This window comes from Acinetobacter sp. YH12070 (assembly GCF_013419625.1).
GTDB lineage: Bacteria > Pseudomonadota > Gammaproteobacteria > Pseudomonadales > Moraxellaceae > Acinetobacter > Acinetobacter amyesii.
Genome location: NZ_VOZT01000007.1, coordinates 29821 through 50142 on the forward strand (window position 1 = coordinate 29821; position 20322 = coordinate 50142).

Sequence of the window (20322 nt, forward strand, 5' to 3'; positions counted from 1 at the left end):
ACTCAGCTGGCTTTCTGAATGTCCTGACTTTCTACTTCAGGTGTTTTTTTATAAAACAAAGCGGCATGAAATAACGTCGACTGCTGTTCTAACTCAGCCACATATTCCTGAACCAAACGTTGGAAATAGCGATGTGCAAATAATGCAGGTACAGCAATTAACATACCGGCAGCAGTGGTAATCAAGGCTTTAGAAATACCCGGCATCATCAACACTGGATCACTATTAGTACCAATATCAATCATTAAGAATGCTTCAATGATACCGATCACCGTACCCAACAAACCTAGTAAAGGTGCAACAGCGCTTAAAGTGCCCAAAAAGTTGATATTTTTTTCTAAATAACCAATTTCTTGTGACGCTGTGACTTCCATTTGCGCACGTGCATATTGCTCGTTTTGATCTTTACTAGTGTAACCTGCGCCCAATACACGACCCAATGTACTTTGTTGTAAAGTTGGACTTTGCTTTAGCTGCTGCACCACATCTTTCACCGATGTGTTTACATTCATCATCAAGTCTTTTGGTAACACCATTGATTTCTTTAAACGAATAAAGCGCTCAATGGTAATGGCTACCGTAAAGATCGAACAAATGACGAGCGGGATCATTAACCACCCGCCCGCTTTGACTAATTCCCACATTTGATTTTCCCCAATAAATCGAATTTAAAAATTATTCAGCTAGACAAATATTTAAAATGCCATCTAGCTCTTCAAGAGTATGGTAGCTAATCACCAGCTTGCCTTTCCCTTGTTTATTATGATCAATTTTCACGTCTGCACTGAAACGATCAGAGAGACGTTGTGTCAGTTGTTGAATGTCTGATGAAACAATTGGTTTAGCTTTTTGTTGTTTTGGTGCATTCAAATCACGAACAAATTGTTCGGTTTGACGTACAGACATACTTTTTTCAATCACCATTTCAGCAACTTTAAGCTGATCTTTGGCTTTTAACGTCAAGATCGCACGTGCATGCCCCATATCGAGCAAACCTTGCTGCATAAAGTCTTTGACTTGATCCGCTAAAGACAAGAGGCGTAGCAAGTTACTAATCGTGGTACGTGCTTTACCGACCGTATCGGCAATCTCTTGATGACTTAAACCAAATTCGTCATGGAAGCGTTGTAAAGCCATGGCTTGATCGATTGGGTTCAAATCTTGACGTTGAATGTTTTCAATCAATGCCAAGGCAATTGCCACTTGGTCACTCAAGTCACGAACAATGGCTGGAACTTCGGTTAAACCTGCAAGCTGAGCCGCACGCCAACGACGCTCACCTGCAATAATTTCGTAGGGATGCTTTTCATCTTCGACAGGACGAATGACGATTGGTTGCATGACACCATGCTTTTCAATCGATGCAGCAAGTTCTTGTAAATCTTGTTCTTTAATGAAACGACGCGGTTGATACTCGCCGCGTTTCAATAAATGCACATCAATTTGTTTTAACTGTCCATGATCTAAAGCTTTTGCTTCGAGCTGTAGTTTTTCTTTTTGGATTGAGCCGAGTAAGGCATCCAGACCACGACCTTTAGCCAGTCCGCGTTTTTTTACGGTCATGCTTTAGTTCCTTTTTTTACTTTGGTTTTTTTTAACATCTCAGCTGCCAAGTTCAAATAAGCAACTGCACCCTTCGAGCTTTTTTCAAAATAAATCACTGGCAAACCGTGCGCAGGCGCTTCAGCCAAACGAATATTACGCGGAATGACCGTGTCATAAAGTTTCTGACCGAAGTATTGTTCAAGCTCAGCAGACACATCACGTGTTAAGGCATTACGCGCATCGTACATGGTACGCAGCACACCCACGATCTGTAGATCTGGGTTTAAAGCTTGCTGAATACGGTCAATGGTTTGGGTTAGGTCAGCCAAACCTTCTAGGGCATAATATTCACACTGCATTGGAATAAGCACAGCACGTACCGCTGCAAGTGCATTGACAGTGATCAAACTTAAACTTGGTGCACAATCGACAATAATATAGTCAAAGTCTTTTTCGACGCTTGCCAATGCTTCACGTAAAATAAACTCACGGCCGTCTTGATCTGCAATTGCAAGCTCAACGCCAGCTAAGTCACGGTTTGCACCTAAAACCTTATAGCCCACTTCCGCTTTATAAATAGCGGTTTCAATCGGCACTTCACCAAGTAAGACATCCGTGACTGAATACAACAAATCATTTTTTTGAATGCCCGAACCCATCGTGGCATTGCCTTGTGAATCCATGTCCACAAGTAAAACTCGTTTTTTTAATATGGCTAAAGATGCAGCCAAGTTCACAGCCGTTGTGGTTTTACCTACGCCACCCTTTTGGTTTGCAATCGCAATAATTTGAGCCATGGTAACCCCAGTCCTTTGAAAATTTTAAATACGTTTAAGAAAAATTAAATGACGCTGCTCATCAAGTCGTGGAACTTTTAATGCAACGATATCAATCTTGAAATCACTTTTCAGTGTTTCAACTTCTTCTTCAGGAATTAAGCCTTTCATCGACGCGATAATACTTTGCGCATGCATATACGGTTTAGACGCATCCACAAAATCCGTTAACGATGCAAAAGCACGACTGGTAATCACATCAAACTGCCCCAGTTCATTAATGCTGTCTTCATTTTCGACACGTGTTTGTACCGCAATGACATTTTTTAGTTTTAAGTCAGCAATAAATTGTTTTAAGAATCGAATTTTTTTACCGTTGGCATCTAAAAGCACACATTCACGTTCAGGCTGACACAGTGCAATGATCATGCCCGGCATGCCACCACCCGTACCGATATCCAATAAACGACCTGCAGGCAAATCATTTAGGATACTTAAGCTATCCAATAAATGCTTAACCAACATTTCTTTAGGATCACGAATAGCAGTCAAGTTATACGCTTTGTTCCACAGCACTAGGGCATCTTGGTATTTCAGCAATAGATTTAATGCTTCTTCACTCAAATCTAAGCCAAGCTTTTGACTACCTTGCTTTAAGTCTTGAAAAAAAGGATGCATAAAGAAGACATCTCAATAAAAATTAACTGAAGTATACCGATTTCTAAGCCGTGGAACAGTAGCTAACGCTTAGCGAATATGCACTTAATCGTACATGCCTTGGCGAATCTGTAGATCTAGATCACTTAAACGCTCAGGTGTGCCAACATCAACCCACGCAGTTTGCATTTTCTCTGCAGAAATTTTTCCATCCAACATAGCTTGTTTCAATAAAGGTGCGAGCGGACGCTTGCCAGCTTCCAATCCATTAAACATGTTTGGATGTATAACTGCGATTCCGCTATAGGTGAGTGCCTCGCCTGTATGTTCTTGCTCAAAGGTATAACTACGCCCTGCATCCAAGATAAAATCACCCTTCGGATGTTGCGTTGGATTGGTCACATAGACCAAGTGTGCCAAGTCATCCTTCAGCTCAACATTGAGCAAAGCTGAAAAATCGTAGGTCGTCCAAACGTCACCATTCACCAAAATAAATGGTTCAGTCCCAAGCAAAGGTAAGGCATTAATAATGCCACCGGCTGTTTCCAAACCTTCCGCTTCACGTGTCCAGCGAATATCTACACCAAACTGCGAACCATCACCCAAAGTACCAATCAGGATATCTGCAAGCCATGCAGAATTGATGATGATTTCAGTTACGCCAATTTTTTTTAGCTTTTCTATATGCCAAACAATCAGTGGTTTTCCACCCACTTCAAGCAAAGGCTTTGGCTTATACAATGTTAAAGGGCGCATCCGATTTCCGAGACCCGCCGCTAAAATCATGGCTTTCATTATGCAACAACCTCATAAGTGCCGTATTTGGCTTCAAATTTCGGCAATACTTTAGCCTGAATAAATTGCATAAAAGGTTGTAATTCTGCATACGGTTTACTTTCTTCAAGTAAATACCACATCACACGCGGCAAATCTTTGAGATAACCCGATTTACCATCACGCTCAAATAAGCGCACAAAAATACCTAAAATTTTGATATGACGTTGAATCGCCATCAGGTCAGCGTCTTGTTTGAATTGCTCAAAGTTACGACCTTCTTTAGCCGATGCAGGTAGCAAATCATAGAACGTTTTAAACCATGCATAAACGCGATCTGCATTCCACTGCACATAGGCATCACGTGTAATAGAAATCAAATCATAAGTATCTGCACCAATCACAGCATCCTGGAAGTCAATCACACCCTGATCTTGCTCACCATCAAGTACCATCAAATTACGGCTATGAAAATCACGATGCACAATCACTTGAGGCTGAGCCAATGCAGCATTGGCTAAGATAGCAAAGGTACGTTTAATCAGTGCCGATTCTTCTTCAGTAGGCTGCACTTGTAGAGATAGCAATAACCAATCGGTTAGCAGCTCCATTTCAGAAATCAGCTTTTCATAGGTATATGCAGGAAAATGAGCAGTACCATCAATTGACTGTAATTGAATCAACTGTTTAAAACTTTGAGCATAATGTGCGTCTACGGTTTGATCATTCAACAACGTGGACAATAAAACATCACCAAAATCCTCTAACAATAAGAAGCCTTGATCAAGGTCTTTGGCCACGATATGTGGTACACGCACGCCATGTGCATCAAAAAATTCATCAATCGACACAAAAGGACCACAATCTTCTTTTTCTGGTGGTGCATCCATGAGCATAAATGTTTTATTATTCAATTTGATTCGTGCATAACGACGGAAGCTTGCATCGCCTGCTAAGAAGTTAATTTCAAATTGATCTGAATCGAGTACAGATGAAATCCATGTTTGTATCAATTGTTCACGTTGTGTATTCATTTGCGATAAATTCTAATACAGGCTGAGTTTTTAAAGTGCTAAGTGTAGCTACTTATCAACTTTTTCTCTATGATGCGACAATAATTAATTGCGATTAAGCATACCTGGTTAATGAGACAAATGAAGCATCAGTTTAAATTTAATCCTTTAGCGACTGCGATCTTAACCCTTCTATGTGGTAGCTCGTTACCAAGCTATGCAGCACCTGTTTCAAACCCGTCCACGGATGACGATACAGAACAACTCAAACAAAGCATTTCAGAAGCTTATCCGGGGCAGCAGTTCTTCGAACAATATTATGTCGATAAATCTGCACCTGAAGCACAGATTCGCAACACTAATCAATTAAGTTCTGCGTTTTGTACAGGCACCTGGATTACCCCAGTTGCTCCAACAACGAAAGCAGTCGCACCTGAAGATGCAACCTCTACCATTACCGCAGACTATGGTCATTTTGACCCGAATGGCGACTCCATTCTTGAAGGTAATGTTCTGATTGACCAAGAAGGTCGTCAAATTCGTGCCGATCAAATCAAAATTGATAAAACCCAAACCTACGCCAATGCTTCTGGCCGCGTACAAATGGCACAGTCTGGGCTGATTTCTCAAAGTGATTCGATTGATTACAATTTAAAAACCCAACAGGGTGATTTAAATAACAGTTTCTTTATTGCTGAACAGCAGCATGCACACGGTCGCGCTGAGAAAATTTCACGTACTTCAACCGAAACCCTTGAATTAGAAAATGCGGTTTATACCACCTGTCCACCCGATGAAAAACCAACGTGGAAAATTCAAGCAGACAAAATTAAGCTGAATCAAGAAACCGGTCGTGGCGAAACCAAGGGGACAACACTTTATGTAAAAGATGTTCCTGTGATGGTTGTACCCTACTTCAACTTCCCGATTGATGACCGCCGTACCACAGGTATTTTGACCCCAAGCTTTGGTTTTACCAATGATGGCGGTATTGAACTTGCAGTACCAGTTTACCTAAACCTTGCGCCAAACTATGATGCTACGGTAACGCCGCGTTACATTGCAGACCGCGGTGCAATGATGGAAAGTGAATTCCGTTATTTGACCAAAAACTTTGGTTCAGGGATGGTGTGGGGTGGTTATTTACCATCCGACCAAAAGTATGATGATCAGGATCGTAAAGACTTACATTTCCTACATAACTGGAAAATTAACGATCAATTTACAACCAATTTAGAATACAATTATGCATCTGATAAAGACTATTTCTCAGATCTCAATAATAATCCAAACTCAAAAACTGACCTAAACTTACGCCGTGCATGGGAACTCAATTATAAAAATGGTATCCCTGGCCTAAAAGCACAGCTTAAAGTGGAAGACTTCCAAACACTGGATAAAACTGTCAGTGATGAAGACCGTCCATATGCGCGCTTGCCGCAATTCCTACTGAACTACAAGAATGGTAATCCGCTCGGCTTACAGTACGAATTCAATAACGATACAGCGTATTTTAAAAAGAATCTGCGTGGCGATAATATTCCGCAAAACAATAGTGATGCGACAATGTATGAGCCAAGTGGTGCACGTATTTATAACGACTTTAGTGTGCGTTATAACTATCGTAACCCATGGTCTTTTGTAATACCAGAAGTGTCTATTCGTAACGTCAACACGATTTACGACCAAGATACCGTTGATCGTGCAAATACAAATAACAATCACTCTAGTAGTGAAAGTAAATCGGTCATTGTACCGCAATTAACTTTAGATGCGGGTCTTGTGATGGAGCGCGAAGGTCGTTATCTACAAACCTTAACGCCACGTTTCTTTTATGCGTATTCTCCATACAAAAACCAAGACACTAACCCGAACTTTGACTCAACCACAGCATCAATTAATTATGACCAATTGTTTAGCCCGCGTCGCTTCTATGGTAATGACCGTTTAGAAGACAACAACTTCGCATCTCTAGGCTTGAGCTATAGTTTATTTGATGATGTTGGTTTGGAGCGTTTAAAAGCCAGCGTTGGTCAAAGTTTCTATTTTGAAGACCGCCGCGTCACGCTAAACAACGTCTCTGATAAATTTGATACCGAACGCCATACCGGCCCTGTCGTGAGCATTTCTAGCCAGCTATCTGACAGCATCAGTGTGAATGCCAATTCTGCATGGATGGCGAATGGTGATAATGCTCAGCGCGATATTCAAATGTATTACACAGGAAATAAAGGCAATTTATACAATGTCGGTTATTTCTATCGTAAATACATTCCGAACCGCCAAGACAGCTATGACCAAGCAGTAGCATCGTTTATTCAACCTATTCACAATAACTGGCGTATTATCGGTCATGCACAATATGACCTCGACAACAGTATTGCGCGTGAATATTTACTTGGTGTGAACTACGAGTCATGCTGCTGGGGTGTTTCAGTGTATGGTCGTTCGTACTATAACGATTTAGATGATGTAACATCTTCAGATGTTAAACCAAAACGTGCCATTATGGCGGAGTTCACCCTAAAAGGTTTAGGTGGCTTCAACAATAAATTAACCTCTTTGCTTGAAAACCGAGTGTTGGGTTTTAACAATATTAATCAATCTTGGACAGAACGTTAATGAAGACAAAACAGTTAAAACAAATTTTTAAAGCGTCAGCTTTGGCACTTTGCCTATCGACTTCTGTATCTGTATTTGCTGCTGCGCAACCTAAAGATGAAATTGTAGCTGTCGTTGACAATAGCGTGATTCTTCGTAGTGATCTTGATCAAAGCATTGCCGAGATCACTCACCAACTTCAAGCAAAAAAACAAACCGTCCCACCGACCGAATACTTGCAGCAACAAGCTTTAGAACAGCTAATTACGCGCCAAGCACAGCTTGAACAAGTGAAACGATATAATGTCAAAGCGGATGAAAAATCGCTCAATGAAGCCGTACTTAAAGTTGCAAAAGACGCAGGTTCTCCAAGCTTAGAAGCATTTCAGCAAAAATTAGATGCTGTTGCGCCAAATACCTATGCTGGTTTACGTGCACGTATCGCTGAAGACATCGCGTTACAACGCCTACGCCAACAGTTAGTCACTTCTCGCATTCAAATCAGTGACCAAGATGTGAAAAACTTCTTAAGCTCACCACAAGGTCAAGCAGCACTAGGTAATCAAGTTCATGTCTTACATGTACGCGTTGCTAGCAGTGATAATGCCGTTAAAATCGCGGAAGACATTCGTAAAGAACTGGCAGCAAGTAACGATGTTAAAGCAATTACCAGCAAATACAACACTAAAGACATTAAAGTTGACGGTGCAGATATGGGCTTCCGCAACTTATCTGATATTCCAGATGAGCTTGCTGCACGTGTAGCACCTTTACAAGTCGGTCAAACCACTGAACTGATTTCAGTACGTGATGGCGTTCATGTTTTAAAATTAGTCGACCGTAAAGGTGGCGAACAAAAAGCCATTGTTCCTCAATACCAAACTCGCCATATCTTGATTCAACCATCTGAAGTGGTGAGTCCTGAAAACGCAAAACAAATGATCGACAGCTTGTATAACCGCCTGCAAAAAGGTGAAGATTTTGCAGTCTTGGCTTCAACATTCTCGAATGACACTGGTTCTGCTGCCAATGGTGGTAGTTTAGGTTGGGTTAGCCCAGGTGTTATGGTTCCAGAATTTGAAGCGATGATGAAATCAACTGCGAAAGGTGAAATCAGCAAACCCTTCCAATCTCAGTTTGGTTGGCATATCCTGCAAGTGACCGATACACGTCAACAAGACATGACACATGAAGTACAAGAACGTATGGCACGTCAGATTTTAGGTGAGCGTCAATTTGACACTGAACTGGACAGCTGGTTACGTGAAATTCGCAACAATGCCTATGTTGAAATTAAAGACCCTGCTCTAGATCGTAAAAAGAAATAAGTGAATAAACAAAAAACCAGCTTCGGCTGGTTTTTTATGTCGATTCTTATCATTATTCAGCGTTGTAGTAATTATTAGTTGTAGTAATTATTAAAAAACCAGTATTTAAACCATCTACTCTTTTTATAGGCAAAAAAAACCTCCCATTTGGGAGGTTTTTTTAACTCAATTAACGATTGTTGTTTTCGTCGTCTTGAGCATCTTCAAATTTAGTTTCGCCATCAAAACCAGCATTTTGACCGCCGAAGCCACTTTGACCGCCGAAGCCACCTTGACCACCAAAGCCACCTTGACCACCGAAGCCACCTTGACCACCGAAGCCACCTTGACCACCAAAGCCACTTTGACCACCGAAGCCACCTTGACCACCGAAGCCACCTTGACCACCGAAGCCGCCTTGTTGACCACCGCCGAAGCCGCCTTGTTGACCACCGAAGCCAGCAGCGCCTTGAGCACCAGCAGGAGCACCAGCAGGACGTGGGTTACGTGCTGGAACAACAGTTGAAATAGCGTGTTTGTAAACCATTTGGCTTACAGTATTTTTTAATAAAACAACGTATTGGTCGAAAGATTCAATATGACCTTGCAATTTAATACCGTTTACAAGGAAGATCGACACTGGAATACGTTCTTTACGGAGAGAATTTAAGAACGGATCTTGTAAAGTTTGACCTTTAGACATGTTATAACTCCAAAAAATAATAAAAATCAGCGCAAAAGCTACCTTTACTTTTCAATTAAAAATTATCAAAAAGGTAGTCTGTAAATTTTGCTTTATCCGTAGCACTTTCGCAAGTCTTCTTGAGCCTGCTGCGCAGTTAAATATGTAGTAAATTTATGCGTTTCTTGCAAAGATCTTAACCAAGTATATTGACGTTTTGCAAGTTGTCGTGTTGCAAAAAGTGCCTTATCCTCCATTTCACTCTGTTTTTCGCTACTTTGATCACTATTTTTCAAAAAATCTAAAGCTTGACGATATCCAACTGAGCGCATAGAGGGTAAATTTTCATCTAAATCGTATTTTTCAATGAGAGCTTTCACTTCATTTAAAAATCCAATTTCCCACATTATTTTTAGACGTTGAGCTATACGCTCATGTAATTCTAATCGGTCTGGCAATAATGCGTAATTATGAAAATTGTAACGGTATGGTACGTTTTTAGGTTGCTCAGCTTGTAACTGCGTAATGGGTTTACCGGTTAACTTAAAAACTTCGAGCGCACGGATAATTCGTTGCTTATCACTCGGTTTAAATTTTTCACCTGCCAATGGGTCTACATTGCACAGTTCTGCATATACAGCGTCCCAACCTTGCGACTCAGCTTTGGCTTCAATTTCAGCACGTACAGCATAGTCTGCACTTGGTAAGTTTGAAGACAACCCTTCCAATAAAGCTTTGTAATACAACATCGTGCCACCGACTAAAATCGGTGTTTTACCTCGGGCATGCATATCATCAATCAGCACACACGCATCTTCCACAAAGTTCGCTGCCGAATACACTTCTAGCGGACTGATAATATCAATCAAATGATGTGGATATTTCTCCAACTCAGCTTTACTCGGCTTGGCCGTACCAATATCCATATCCTGAAAAACCAAAGCAGAATCGACTGAAATTAATTCGAATCCACCTTGCTCGTATAACTCACATGCCAAGGCGGTTTTACCGCTTGCAGTTGGTCCCATTAAGTTGATGACCGGCAATTGATTTGACATGTAAAACTACTCTCCCCGAGCAAAAAGTTTATCTAGCTGTGCCAATGGAAACGCACGCCACGTCGGACGTCCATGGTTACATTGGCTGGCAAATTCAGTTTGTTCCATCTGACGCAGTAATGCATTCATTTCAGATAGACTTAAAATACGGTGTGCGCGTACAGCGCCGTGACAGGCCATGCCTGCCAATATTTGATCGCGCTTTTGTAGTAACCCTGCAACCTGATCACTTGGGTCTAAATCATTTAATAAATCTGGGATCAACGCATCAAAGTCTGCTTTATGCAAAATGGCAGGAACACCTCGGACAATAACTTGCTCATCGCCATATTGATCTATTTCTAAACCTAGGTGTGCCAATTGTTCTTTGAGCTCATCGACGCGCATCGCTTGCATCCGACTGATACTGACGACTTTAGGAATCAGCAATTGCTGTGATGTCCAAAACTCAGGTTTATCCCAAGCCGTTTTCATTTGTTGCAAAACAATGCGCTCATGTGCCGCATGCATATCAACAATGATTAAACCTTCGGTGTTTTGGGCCAAAATATAAATACCATGCAATTGCGCAATGGCAATCCCCAAAGGATGCTCATCGACTTTCTGCTGAATATGTTCAGCCAAAGAAGTATCAGGATCATTTGTAGACTCAGTTTGACGTAAAGGCGCTAAATAACTTTGCAATGCATTATTGAGCTGTCTGGAACCCGCTAAATTTGACTGATATCCAGCACTATTGTTCGACGCATTTGAATATTGCTGTGTATACGCTTCCAGCCCTGTTGGCGCATGATTAGAAGCATATTGCACTGTTGCAGGTGAACTAAAGTCAGTGAGTCCGCCTGAGATCTCTGGACTGACAAAATTTGAGCCTTGCTCTGCAACTGGCTGGGGTTGATGTAATGAAAATTGTTCCTGATGACGCGGCTGCGGAATAATATTTTCATGTGCCTGCCCGTCGAGTTTCATTGCAGATGACAATTCGGCTGTCGCGGTTTGAAATTGCGCTAAAGTCGATTTGGCAAAATGGCGCACAAACTCATGTACTTCACGTTGATTTAGAAAACGTATTTCATGCTTGGTTGGATGCACATTCACATCGATATTTTCTGGATCAACTTCCATAAACAACAAATAAGCCGCATGTTGATGTCCATGCAAAATACCGTCATAGGCCATGCGAAGTGCATGTGAAACGGTCTTGTCTTTTACGATACGTCCATTCACATAGACATATTGCATATCGGCTTGCGCACGTGCATCTGAAGGATGACCTAACCAACCACTAAGACGCATATTGACGCTATCAGCATCCATCCAGTACGCATTTTCAGTAAATTGACGGCCTAATAATTGTTGCACCCGCTGAAAACGCAGCGCACCACTGTCTGCAATAGGCAAGTTCAGCTTAATGCTATTGTTATGCTCAAGGACAAAACGTATATCAAAATGGGTCAGTGCTAAACGACGGACAATTTCTTCGATATGTCCAAACTCAGTCCCCGGTTTTTTGAGGAACTTACGCCGTGCAGGTACATTAAAAAATAAATCTTGCACACGAATGGTGGTGCCTTGCGTCGCTGCCACAGGCTGAATTTCTTGTGAATCAAATGCAGTGCCATTTACTTCGACCTGATAGCCTACACCGTCATCATTTTGGCTACTGGTCAATGTCAAACGAGACACCGCAGCGATCGAAGCCAATGCTTCCCCACGAAAACCCAGACTTACAATAGCATGTAAATCCTCAGCAGTTTGGATTTTACTTGTGGCATGGCGCATGACCGCCAAAGGTAGATCTTCAGGGTGAATACCCCGACCATTGTCTATTATTTCAATCAGTGTACTGCCGCCTTGTTCAATACGAACAATCAGCTCAGTCGCCCCTGCATCAATGGCATTTTCCAGTAATTCTTTGACCACAGAAGCAGGACGTTCAATCACTTCCCCTGCGGCAATTTGGTTGGCTAAGGCAGGATCAAGCGTTCGAATGCGGCGGGCACTGATTTCATTCAGCATGGTTAAATTTTTGCTCCAAAGCGTTTTGCAAAGTTTCTGAAGAAGAGCTTAAAGTCGCTGTACGGGTGGTTTCATCCGCAGACTTTTCAATATTAATAATTAAATCAGCCTCAGGGATTTCGTCGCCCCCTTTAGATGGCCATTCAAATAAAAATAGGGCGTTCGGCGTTTCTAAATAATCACGGATACCCATAAGTTCAAGCTCATAAGGGTCATTCAGACGATATAAATCAAAATGAAAAATATCTTGTCCTTGAATATTGTAAGGTTCAACTAATGTATAGGTTGGACTTTTTACCGCACCTTGATGACCCAAGTGTTGTAAAAAATAACGTGTTAACGTGGTCTTTCCTGCACCCAAGTCACCAATTAAATACGCTACACCCGTCGTAAAATGCGTCGCCAGTACGGTAGCTAAGTTTTGGGTATCGACTTCACTATTAAGTTCCAGACTGAATGAATACTGCATATTACTCACAACATGTACATAAGAATTAAATATGATAGCATCGCACTGGCTAAAATGGATATGTTCACACTATAGATTGAGCATTTTTCATGATGTGTTCTCTGCTTTATTTGCTCAGTTTTTAGATCTTTCTTCATGCACAGTTTTGAATTTACTCCCCCAATGATCAATGGTGTCAGTGCCAGCAAAGTCTTCCTTGACGGTCAACACACACAAGCCTCTACCGTCTATGCATATTTGTGTGAGCAATTTCCTCATATCCTAGCAGCAGAGTGGCAACAACGATTTAAAGATGGATTGGTCTATGCCGCAAATGGTGACGTTTTAACGATAGACAGTCCTTTTGAAGCAAATCGTCATGTTTATTATTATCGATTCTTAGCGCATGAAATCCATGTTCCCTTCGAGCATCAGATTTTATTTGAAAATGATCATTTCATCGTGGTCGATAAACCGCATTTTCTCACCATGAGTCCAACCGGTCAGTATGTACAAGAAACCTTGTTGGTTCGACTCAAAAAGCAAACGCAGCTTGAACAGCTAACGCCGATTCATCGTTTAGACCGTGAAACTGCCGGCGTGGTGCTCTTCTCCAAATGTGTCGAAAGCCGTGGGCTATATCAACAGATGTTTGCCACTCGAAACGTTCAAAAAACCTATCATGCCATTGCAGCTTATCGAGATGAATTAAATTTCCCAATCACAACTCGCTATCGCATGGAAAAAGGTCAACCTTTTTATACAATGCAAATAGTAGATGGTGAACCTAACAGCGAAACCTTCATTCAGCTGATCCAGCAGCATGGAAACCGCGCTAAGTATAAATTAAAGCCACATACCGGCAAGCAGCACCAACTCCGTGTGCATTTAAATGCTTTGGGCATTCCAATTCAAAATGACCCCTTTTATCCAGTAGTACAACATAAGGCAGATGACGATTTCAGCCAACCTTTACAACTACTTGCGAAACAGCTTGAGTTTATCGATCCTGTGACAGAGCAGGCTTTTCAATTCAGTTCTGCCTATGAATTGACACTGTAAATCGATTGTCATTACATTAAATTGATAAAATACTGCCAAACTTTCTTGAATTTATAACAGTTTTGATTAGAATAAATGCGAAAAGTTAAGTATTTTAAAGCTTTCTAAGAATATGAGAAAAACTGAAGTCTACCAAATCCGCCTCGATTCACAGGAAAAGAAACAGGCCTTTGCCGTGTTTAAGCAATTAGGCATTACACCTGCACAGGCTGTACGTCTATTCTTTAAACAAGTTGTTTTAACCAAATCGATCCCCTTCTCTATTGAAAACCAAAATATCAATATTGAACAATTGATTAAGTTACGTAAATTAAAACAACAAGAAGCTCAAGCCATTTCAACCACTGAAATTAGCCCTGCGGAATTAGAAATTTTAAATAATGATCCATTATTAGATGATGATCATCTCGACTTGTTTGAAGAGCTCAATGCAATTTTGGGTGAAGGTGACAAAACTTAACACTGTCGCATTTATAAACAATTTATAAATCAACCAATTTCGAAAATTCGATATGCTTCATGCAAGACTGATAAAAATAGCATGGAGTATAGAAAAAAATGATCGTTCGACGCGCAACAGAAGCAGACCTTCATCCACTTGCTGTTTTATTTGATGAATATCGCCAATTTTATGGCACCTCTTCTAATCTTGATATCTCATATAAATTTCTAAGACAACGTTTTGAAAATAATGAAAGCGTAATTTTTATTTGTCTAAAAGATGAAGTGATTACTGGGTTTATCTTACTGTATTTAGGCTTTTCATCTGTGGCTTGTTCAACCTACTATATTTTAGATGATGTCTATGTCAGCCCTGTATATCGTCGTCAGGGTTCAGCCAAACAATTGATCGATACCGCAGTTCTCTTTGCACAACATGAAGGTGCGCTTCGAATCAGCCTCGAAACTCAAAAAAATAACTATCACTCACATCAGCTCTATGAATCGATGGGCTTCATTAAAGATGATGAATTTCAAACCTATCATTACTTTATTCGTTAATGCATTACTCAGCTTTAAAATACATCAACAACGCATGTTGAAAAACGCATCTTTAAATAAATAATTAGCAGTCATACTTAGGGCTTTAATACTGCACATTCATCCTTTCAGTCAGGATGACGTATCAAAGCCCTGTACCTATTACTGTGGATTTAGATTTTCACGAAATTTCGATTGTTCAATTTGCGCTGCATTCAAATAGATCCATTCACCTTCAGCAATATCTTCAAGCTTTAATTGTCCAATTTGAGCACGATGTAAAGTTTCAACTTTATTGCCCACAGCCGCCAACATCCGCTTCACTTGATGATATACCCCTTGATGGACAGTCATTTGTAATTGCTGTGAAGCCAATAGCTGCACATCGGTTGCAGCGAAAATGCCTTTTTCGTTTCGCAGCTCCACGCCTTGTTGCAATTGTTGCATTTGCTCAGGCGTCACAGGATCTGCGGTATGCATCGAATACACTTTGGCAACATGCTTTTTAGGGTGTGTCAGTGCTTGCAGATATTGACCATCATCCGTGAGCAGCAACAGTCCAGTGGTGTCTTGATCCAGTCGCCCGACGCATTGCAAACCACGATTTAACAGCACATCATCAAATAATTCAAAAACACTAAAATGATGGGTTGCCTGATGCGAACATTCATAACCTTGGGGTTTATTTAACGCAATATAGATATGCTCACGATAGACATAGTCCTGACCATGCACACTGTAAGTTAAATCATTCAAGTCCAGTTTTTGCTTTGGATTATCTACAATCTCACCGTGTATTTCGACCGCACCATTTTTAATCAACTGTTGGCAATATTTACGCGAACCAAAACCTTGTGATTGCAGCATTTTTTCCAAAAACATAGAACAACCTAATAAACACTATATATTGCTATTTTATACTGAACCACGAGCCAACTTGCAGGAAAAATAGCGGAAATAATCTTGAACGCCAGTTTTTAATGTTTCTGCGCTACACTATTGATTATTTATTGAAGTTTCTCACGAATATCCTATGTCTCAGTTGGATTTAAATCTGATCGTGTTATTGGTGTTATTGGCTTGTGGCATCTTTAGCCACAATACAGCGATCACCATAGCAGCAGGTGTCTTGATTATTTTCCGCATCACGCCTTTAAGTGAATTTTTCCCCTATCTGCAACAATATGGCTTAAACATTGGCATTATTATTTTAACCATTGGCGTACTCACGCCGATCGCTAGCGGAAAAATACCCGGTGATTCGATTTTAAAATCCTTTTTAAGTTGGAAATCCCTCGTCGCAATCGCCATTGGCATCTTTGTCGCATGGCTAGGCGGACGTGGTGTCAAACTGATGTCCAATCAGCCAGATGTGGTTGCCGGACTATTGATTGGGACAGTCGCAGGTGTTGCCATGCTGCGTGGTGTACCTGTCGGCCCACTCATTGCAGCAGGCATCTTGTCGCTACTGATTGGGATTAAACAATAAGGCCGTTGCTGACATAGCGGTTTAACAAAATTTTAATTTGAGCCATGCTGCATTTGAAATAAACGTCGACTAAGCATGATTCCAACGAATGATAATGCTGACATCAAGATCCCCGCCCAAAACCACGCTCCAGTTTGTGAAACCACAGTGGCAATCACAGGTGGCAGAACAAATTGTGATATGGCAGAGCATTGTAAAATCATGCCGACCGTCGTACTAATTGCCGCAGGATAAGGTGCAAAATGCAGTGATTGCGCAAAGACCGTCGCAGCAACCAAGCCTCCAAAAAGCGAAAAACTAAACACCGTTAAATATTGCAGTAAAAAAGGTAACGCATCTTTAGAGAGATAAAACCCTAAGGAGCAAATGATCAAAACAGCAAAACCCAGTTGGACTAAAGTTTTAGCTTGAAAACCACGCTGTAATAGCAGTCCACACCCCCATGTGCCCACAGCATTCGCAACGGCAACACTGGCTGTTAAAGCACCCGCCAGTTCTGCTGAAATTTGGTTTTGGGCATAAATCATCGGTAAGAAGCCCACCAATGCAAACCACTGCCCTGCATATGTCCCAAAAATGAGCGCCAAAAGCCATGCCGCAGGATGTTTCAGAGTATCCCGAATGAGACCGATGACAGGTGTTGTATTCAGCGCCACATTAGGCTGAGGAATAAACATCGCAATACAGAGCAGTAATGCCGCAGTGATCATAGCGAAACTGAGCCAAACTACGCTCCAGCCATATTGAGCAATTAGAAATGGCGCGACCAATAAGGCAATGCCCATACCTCCACCCATATAAGCACTCCACAGCCCCATCTTCGCGCTGATGTGTTGTAGCGGTACAAGCTGACGGATAAATGCAGGCCCTGTGAGAGTCACCAATAAGAAGCCAAAGCCTTCAATGACACGTAGGAGTAACAAGGCATCAAAGCTTTGTGCAAAACTCCCCCATGCACTTGCTATCGTCAATAGACTTAAGCCCAATAAGATACACAGCTTAAATCCAATTTTTTGGATATAACTGCCAATCAACAATGCAAAGCACATGCCTGCGCCTTGTACCAGTGAGAGCAATAAACCAGACTGAATAAAGCTAATGCCGAGTTGCTGTTGTAATACAGGTATTGCGGGCGGTAGTTTCCCGATATGCATTGCAGCAATAAAACCTGCCGCAATAATGAATAAATCTTTTGACATCCCTTTCATTGAATTATCATGCTCTTTTCGCCATGCAATAGCACTCAGCATAACCATTCAAAATATTCAAATCAGTCAAAAAACAAATAAGGTTAGATTAATTTTCAATTAGTTATTCAATATTTACTTGTTTCCGTTCACGCTTATTGGCGTACATTTTCAAGTCTGCCATTTCGACCAATTGATCGATGGATTCGGCATCCTCTGGAAATAAAGCCATGCCAATACTGGCACCAATTTTCAAACTCATTTGCTCAAATGCAAACGGTAGTCCGCAACTTTCTGCGATTCGATTCATCGCCGTTTGCGCACGCTCTAAGTTGGCAATATTGGTTAAAATCACAGCAAATTCATCACCACCCAAGCGTGCAACCAAGTCATCTTGACGTGTTTCACGCAAAATGCGCTGTGCAATTTCTTTCAGTGCAGCATCCCCAATGCGATGTCCAAACTGATCATTAATCGGCTTCAGACCATCCATATCAATCATCAAGATACCTAGCACTTTTTTCTGCGCACGTGCTTTTTCTATCCCTTGGCGTAAAAAGTCGACAAACAAAGCCCGATTAGCTAAACCTGTTAAGCTATCTTGAGTCGCCAATTTATATAACTCTGTCGCACCGAAACGTGTTGCATGGTACATCGCCGCAGCGATCAACTCAGACATCAAACTCAATATATGTAAATCGGCTTCCTGAAAGGCATCGACTTGGTCAGAGTAAATCTTTAAAACACCGACACCTTCATCACAATGAATCAATGGCACTACTGCCATCGAACGCAATCCAACACGTTGACATGCCACGCGATCTACCCGTGCATCTGTTTCCGAATCTTGGCAATACAGTGTTTGTTTTTGCGCTATACATAGACCCGATAAACTATTTTCAATATGAAGTCTTAAACCCAGTAAATGACTCGCCCCACCAGACACTGCACGATAGACCATATCACCATCTTCAGCCAACTCTACAACTGCACCTTTAGCATGTGTAATCTGCTGCGCCTGTTCTGCCACTACGGTCATCACTGCATTTAGATCTAAACCCAGTTTGGCAATAGCTGTCTGAGTTTGAATCACAGACATGAGTTGAGTTGGTGAGGGTTCTATAGAATTGGGCATGATTGAGTTCAAACAGGGTTCAATGTGAGATACAGCTCAATTCTAAAAATTATTCATCCACTTGTATAGCGATCTTAAAGTGATTTCTGTGCATTCAAGCACTTTAAATACAACTCTTTTAGATACGGCTCTTTAAAAAATTGCACTCAAGGAAACAACAAAGCAAGCAGAATCATCGATACACATATCGAAGGTTGGGGAAAGTCATGATGTATGGATGGCCCACGTATTTTACGACTCTCCCTCACGATATTATTTCAAGGCATAAATTTCACTCTGCATCCATTCTCCGCCTTCCAGTTGTACATCGACAGCAACACGTTGATACTCAGTACCTTCAAATTCATCTAAAGCAGCCCAATGAGCTGCTAAGTTTTCAGAGATAAAAACATAGCCTTCAATGGCTTGACCTGCCTTCGATAAACGGATGCCCGGACTGCCCATCGCCGCACCCCAGCCTTTATGTTCTAACTCACCCCAAACCACACCTTTCTTCCACTCGCCACCTATGTGCTCCATCACATGAGCATTGGGCTGACCTAGACGTAATGTCCCGTATACAAAAAGACTCTGAGTCATAGCTCCCCCTTAGTTGGAATAATATTGATTGCGTTTTTGTGAGAATTTCGCCAACTGTTTTAGGAAGCCTTCAAAGTAGCTTTTTTCAGCCTCTTCGGTACGATAACCGGCGTACAAAGTCCGTCTTAAACCTTCAGGTGAAACACAATCTAAGCGTCGAGAGGTCACCCAACCTTTTTGTTCATATTCATTTACCACCCAATCAGGTAATGCCGCGATACCACGACCACTTGCAACCAACTGAATCAGCATCTGGGTCAAATCTGTGGTACGGACGTGTTTAGGCTGAATATTGGCCGGTAAAAATAATTTCGCCATGATATCTAAACGATGTTTATCGACCGGATAGGTAATAAGCGTTTCTTCTGCTAATTCTTGAACAGTCACATTTGTTGCACGAACCAATGGATGCGTATTTGACAGTACCAAACGAGACTCATATTCAAAGATAGGGAAATATTCCACACCTTTTAAATTGATCGGATCTGCCGTAATCAGAAGATCAAACTCGCCCGTTTGTAATAGTTCATGCGGATTGGCTTCAAAGCCAGAGGCAAAGTCTAAATCTACATCGGGGTATTGTTGACGGTAGACATTCAATAACGGCATGAGCCAGTCAAAGCAACTATGACATTCAGAAGAAAAAATAATTCGGCCGGTTTGACCATGCACAATACGTGTAATGTCCGATTGCGCAATTTGAACTTGCGGCAAAATGTCATCGGCAAGGCGTAGTAAACGTTGCCCAACATTCGAAAAGGTCACAGGACGTGTCCGTCGGTTCACCACCTCTACCCCATACCAATGATCAAGCTCTTTCAACTGATGTGAAAGCGCAGAAGGCGTTAAACACAGATCATTAGATGCAGCGACCAAAGAACCATGTTCTCTGAGTGCCAATAATGTTTTGAGATGGCGTAATTCCAACATAATGAGTTCCACAAACGACATACTGAATGAGCTGAAAATCAGTATTTTTAAATTATATTTATCATATCATGATATTTAT

At 41.4% G+C, this 20322-nt stretch carries 21 protein-coding genes; 6 read left to right on the top strand and 15 right to left on the bottom strand.

The features are described from left to right. Positions 1-2: 2 nt before the first annotated feature. The 6 genes from FTU17_RS03060 to FTU17_RS03085 form a co-directional block, all read right to left on the bottom strand. Positions 3-644 (bottom strand): MotA/TolQ/ExbB proton channel family protein, encoded by a 642-nt coding sequence (locus tag FTU17_RS03060; protein ID WP_180134656.1) that lies wholly within the window; start codon positions 642-644, stop codon positions 3-5. Between the two features lie 31 nt (positions 645-675). After that, on the bottom strand, positions 676-1563 hold the full coding sequence (locus FTU17_RS03065; RefSeq protein ID WP_111885065.1) for a ParB/RepB/Spo0J family partition protein: 888 nt from the start codon (positions 1561-1563) through the stop codon (positions 676-678). Beyond that, positions 1560-2342 carry a ParA family protein gene (locus FTU17_RS03070; protein WP_180134657.1) on the bottom strand — a complete coding sequence of 261 codons (783 nt, stop codon included), beginning with the start codon at positions 2340-2342 and terminating at the stop codon, positions 1560-1562. Before FTU17_RS03070 ends, FTU17_RS03065 begins: the two co-directional genes overlap by 4 nt. 24 nt (positions 2343-2366) lie before the next feature. Further along, positions 2367-2999, bottom strand: coding sequence for a 16S rRNA (guanine(527)-N(7))-methyltransferase RsmG (rsmG, locus tag FTU17_RS03075; RefSeq protein ID WP_180003083.1), 633 nt, complete (start codon positions 2997-2999; stop codon positions 2367-2369). An 84-nt stretch (positions 3000-3083) separates the two neighbouring features. Beyond that, entirely contained in the window at positions 3084-3773 is a 690-nt protein-coding gene (gene murU, locus FTU17_RS03080) for an N-acetylmuramate alpha-1-phosphate uridylyltransferase MurU (protein ID WP_180026939.1), read from the bottom strand. Next, complete coding sequence (locus tag FTU17_RS03085; protein ID WP_180003087.1) at positions 3773-4786, bottom strand: aminoglycoside phosphotransferase family protein; 1014 nt, start codon at positions 4784-4786, stop codon at positions 3773-3775. The genes murU and FTU17_RS03085 overlap by 1 nt, the downstream gene beginning before the upstream one ends. A gap of 120 nt (positions 4787-4906) precedes the next feature. On the opposite strand from FTU17_RS03085, the gene FTU17_RS03090 reads away from it, so the two are divergent. Together FTU17_RS03090 and FTU17_RS03095 are read left to right on the top strand one after the other, a co-directional pair. Further along, complete coding sequence (locus FTU17_RS03090; protein ID WP_180134658.1) at positions 4907-7387, top strand: LPS-assembly protein LptD; 2481 nt, start codon at positions 4907-4909, stop codon at positions 7385-7387. Beyond that, entirely contained in the window at positions 7387-8694 is a 1308-nt protein-coding gene (locus FTU17_RS03095) for a peptidylprolyl isomerase (protein WP_180134659.1), read from the top strand. Before FTU17_RS03090 ends, FTU17_RS03095 begins: the two co-directional genes overlap by 1 nt. Before the next feature lie 169 nt (positions 8695-8863). On the opposite strand, the gene hfq is transcribed toward FTU17_RS03095, so the two are convergent. From hfq to tsaE, 4 genes are all read right to left on the bottom strand, one after another. Next, the gene (gene hfq / locus FTU17_RS03100) at positions 8864-9376 is read right to left on the bottom strand and encodes an RNA chaperone Hfq (protein ID WP_180007345.1); all 513 of its coding nucleotides are present in this window, start codon (positions 9374-9376) and stop codon (positions 8864-8866) included. 92 nt (positions 9377-9468) lie between these two features. Beyond that, complete coding sequence (gene miaA / locus FTU17_RS03105) at positions 9469-10413, bottom strand: tRNA (adenosine(37)-N6)-dimethylallyltransferase MiaA (protein WP_180026934.1); 945 nt, start codon at positions 10411-10413, stop codon at positions 9469-9471. Between the two features lie 6 nt (positions 10414-10419). Then, positions 10420-12432 (bottom strand): DNA mismatch repair endonuclease MutL, encoded by a 2013-nt coding sequence (gene mutL, locus FTU17_RS03110; RefSeq protein WP_180134660.1) that lies wholly within the window; start codon positions 12430-12432, stop codon positions 10420-10422. Then, positions 12422-12901 carry a tRNA (adenosine(37)-N6)-threonylcarbamoyltransferase complex ATPase subunit type 1 TsaE gene (gene tsaE, locus FTU17_RS03115; protein WP_180007348.1) on the bottom strand — a complete coding sequence of 160 codons (480 nt, stop codon included), beginning with the start codon at positions 12899-12901 and terminating at the stop codon, positions 12422-12424. The genes mutL and tsaE overlap by 11 nt, the downstream gene beginning before the upstream one ends. Before the next feature lie 135 nt (positions 12902-13036). Between tsaE and FTU17_RS03120 the strand changes: the two genes are divergently transcribed. The 3 genes from FTU17_RS03120 to FTU17_RS03130 all read left to right on the top strand — a co-directional run bounded on the left by FTU17_RS03120 (position 13037) and on the right by FTU17_RS03130 (position 14944). Then, entirely contained in the window at positions 13037-13942 is a 906-nt protein-coding gene (locus FTU17_RS03120) for a pseudouridine synthase (protein ID WP_180134661.1), read from the top strand. A gap of 112 nt (positions 13943-14054) precedes the next feature. Continuing rightward, entirely contained in the window at positions 14055-14402 is a 348-nt protein-coding gene (locus FTU17_RS03125) for a type II toxin-antitoxin system RelB/DinJ family antitoxin (RefSeq protein ID WP_078189014.1), read from the top strand. 98 nt (positions 14403-14500) lie between these two features. Next, positions 14501-14944, top strand: a complete 444-nt coding sequence (locus tag FTU17_RS03130; protein ID WP_078193684.1) for a GNAT family N-acetyltransferase — start codon at positions 14501-14503, stop codon at positions 14942-14944. 141 nt (positions 14945-15085) lie between these two features. Here FTU17_RS03130 and FTU17_RS03135 read toward each other — a convergent pair whose 3' ends face one another. Beyond that, positions 15086-15805, bottom strand: coding sequence for a pseudouridine synthase (locus FTU17_RS03135; protein WP_180134662.1), 720 nt, complete (start codon positions 15803-15805; stop codon positions 15086-15088). Positions 15806-15956: 151 nt separating this feature from the next. On the opposite strand from FTU17_RS03135, the gene FTU17_RS03140 reads away from it, so the two are divergent. Then, complete coding sequence (locus tag FTU17_RS03140) at positions 15957-16412, top strand: DUF441 domain-containing protein (RefSeq protein ID WP_180003104.1); 456 nt, start codon at positions 15957-15959, stop codon at positions 16410-16412. A 32-nt stretch (positions 16413-16444) separates the two neighbouring features. Here the strand turns inward: FTU17_RS03140 and FTU17_RS03145 are convergent, their stop codons facing one another. The 4 genes from FTU17_RS03145 to FTU17_RS03160 form a co-directional block, all read right to left on the bottom strand. Beyond that, entirely contained in the window at positions 16445-17611 is a 1167-nt protein-coding gene (locus FTU17_RS03145; protein ID WP_257227353.1) for a CynX/NimT family MFS transporter, read from the bottom strand. A gap of 112 nt (positions 17612-17723) precedes the next feature. Then, the gene (locus FTU17_RS03150; protein ID WP_180003108.1) at positions 17724-18734 is read right to left on the bottom strand and encodes a sensor domain-containing diguanylate cyclase; all 1011 of its coding nucleotides are present in this window, start codon (positions 18732-18734) and stop codon (positions 17724-17726) included. Between the two features lie 252 nt (positions 18735-18986). After that, entirely contained in the window at positions 18987-19313 is a 327-nt protein-coding gene (locus tag FTU17_RS03155; RefSeq protein ID WP_180134664.1) for a gamma-glutamylcyclotransferase, read from the bottom strand. Between the two features lie 9 nt (positions 19314-19322). After that, a complete protein-coding gene (locus tag FTU17_RS03160; protein ID WP_078189020.1) occupies positions 19323-20243 on the bottom strand; it encodes a LysR family transcriptional regulator in 921 nt (306 codons plus the stop codon). Positions 20244-20322 lie beyond the last annotated feature (79 nt).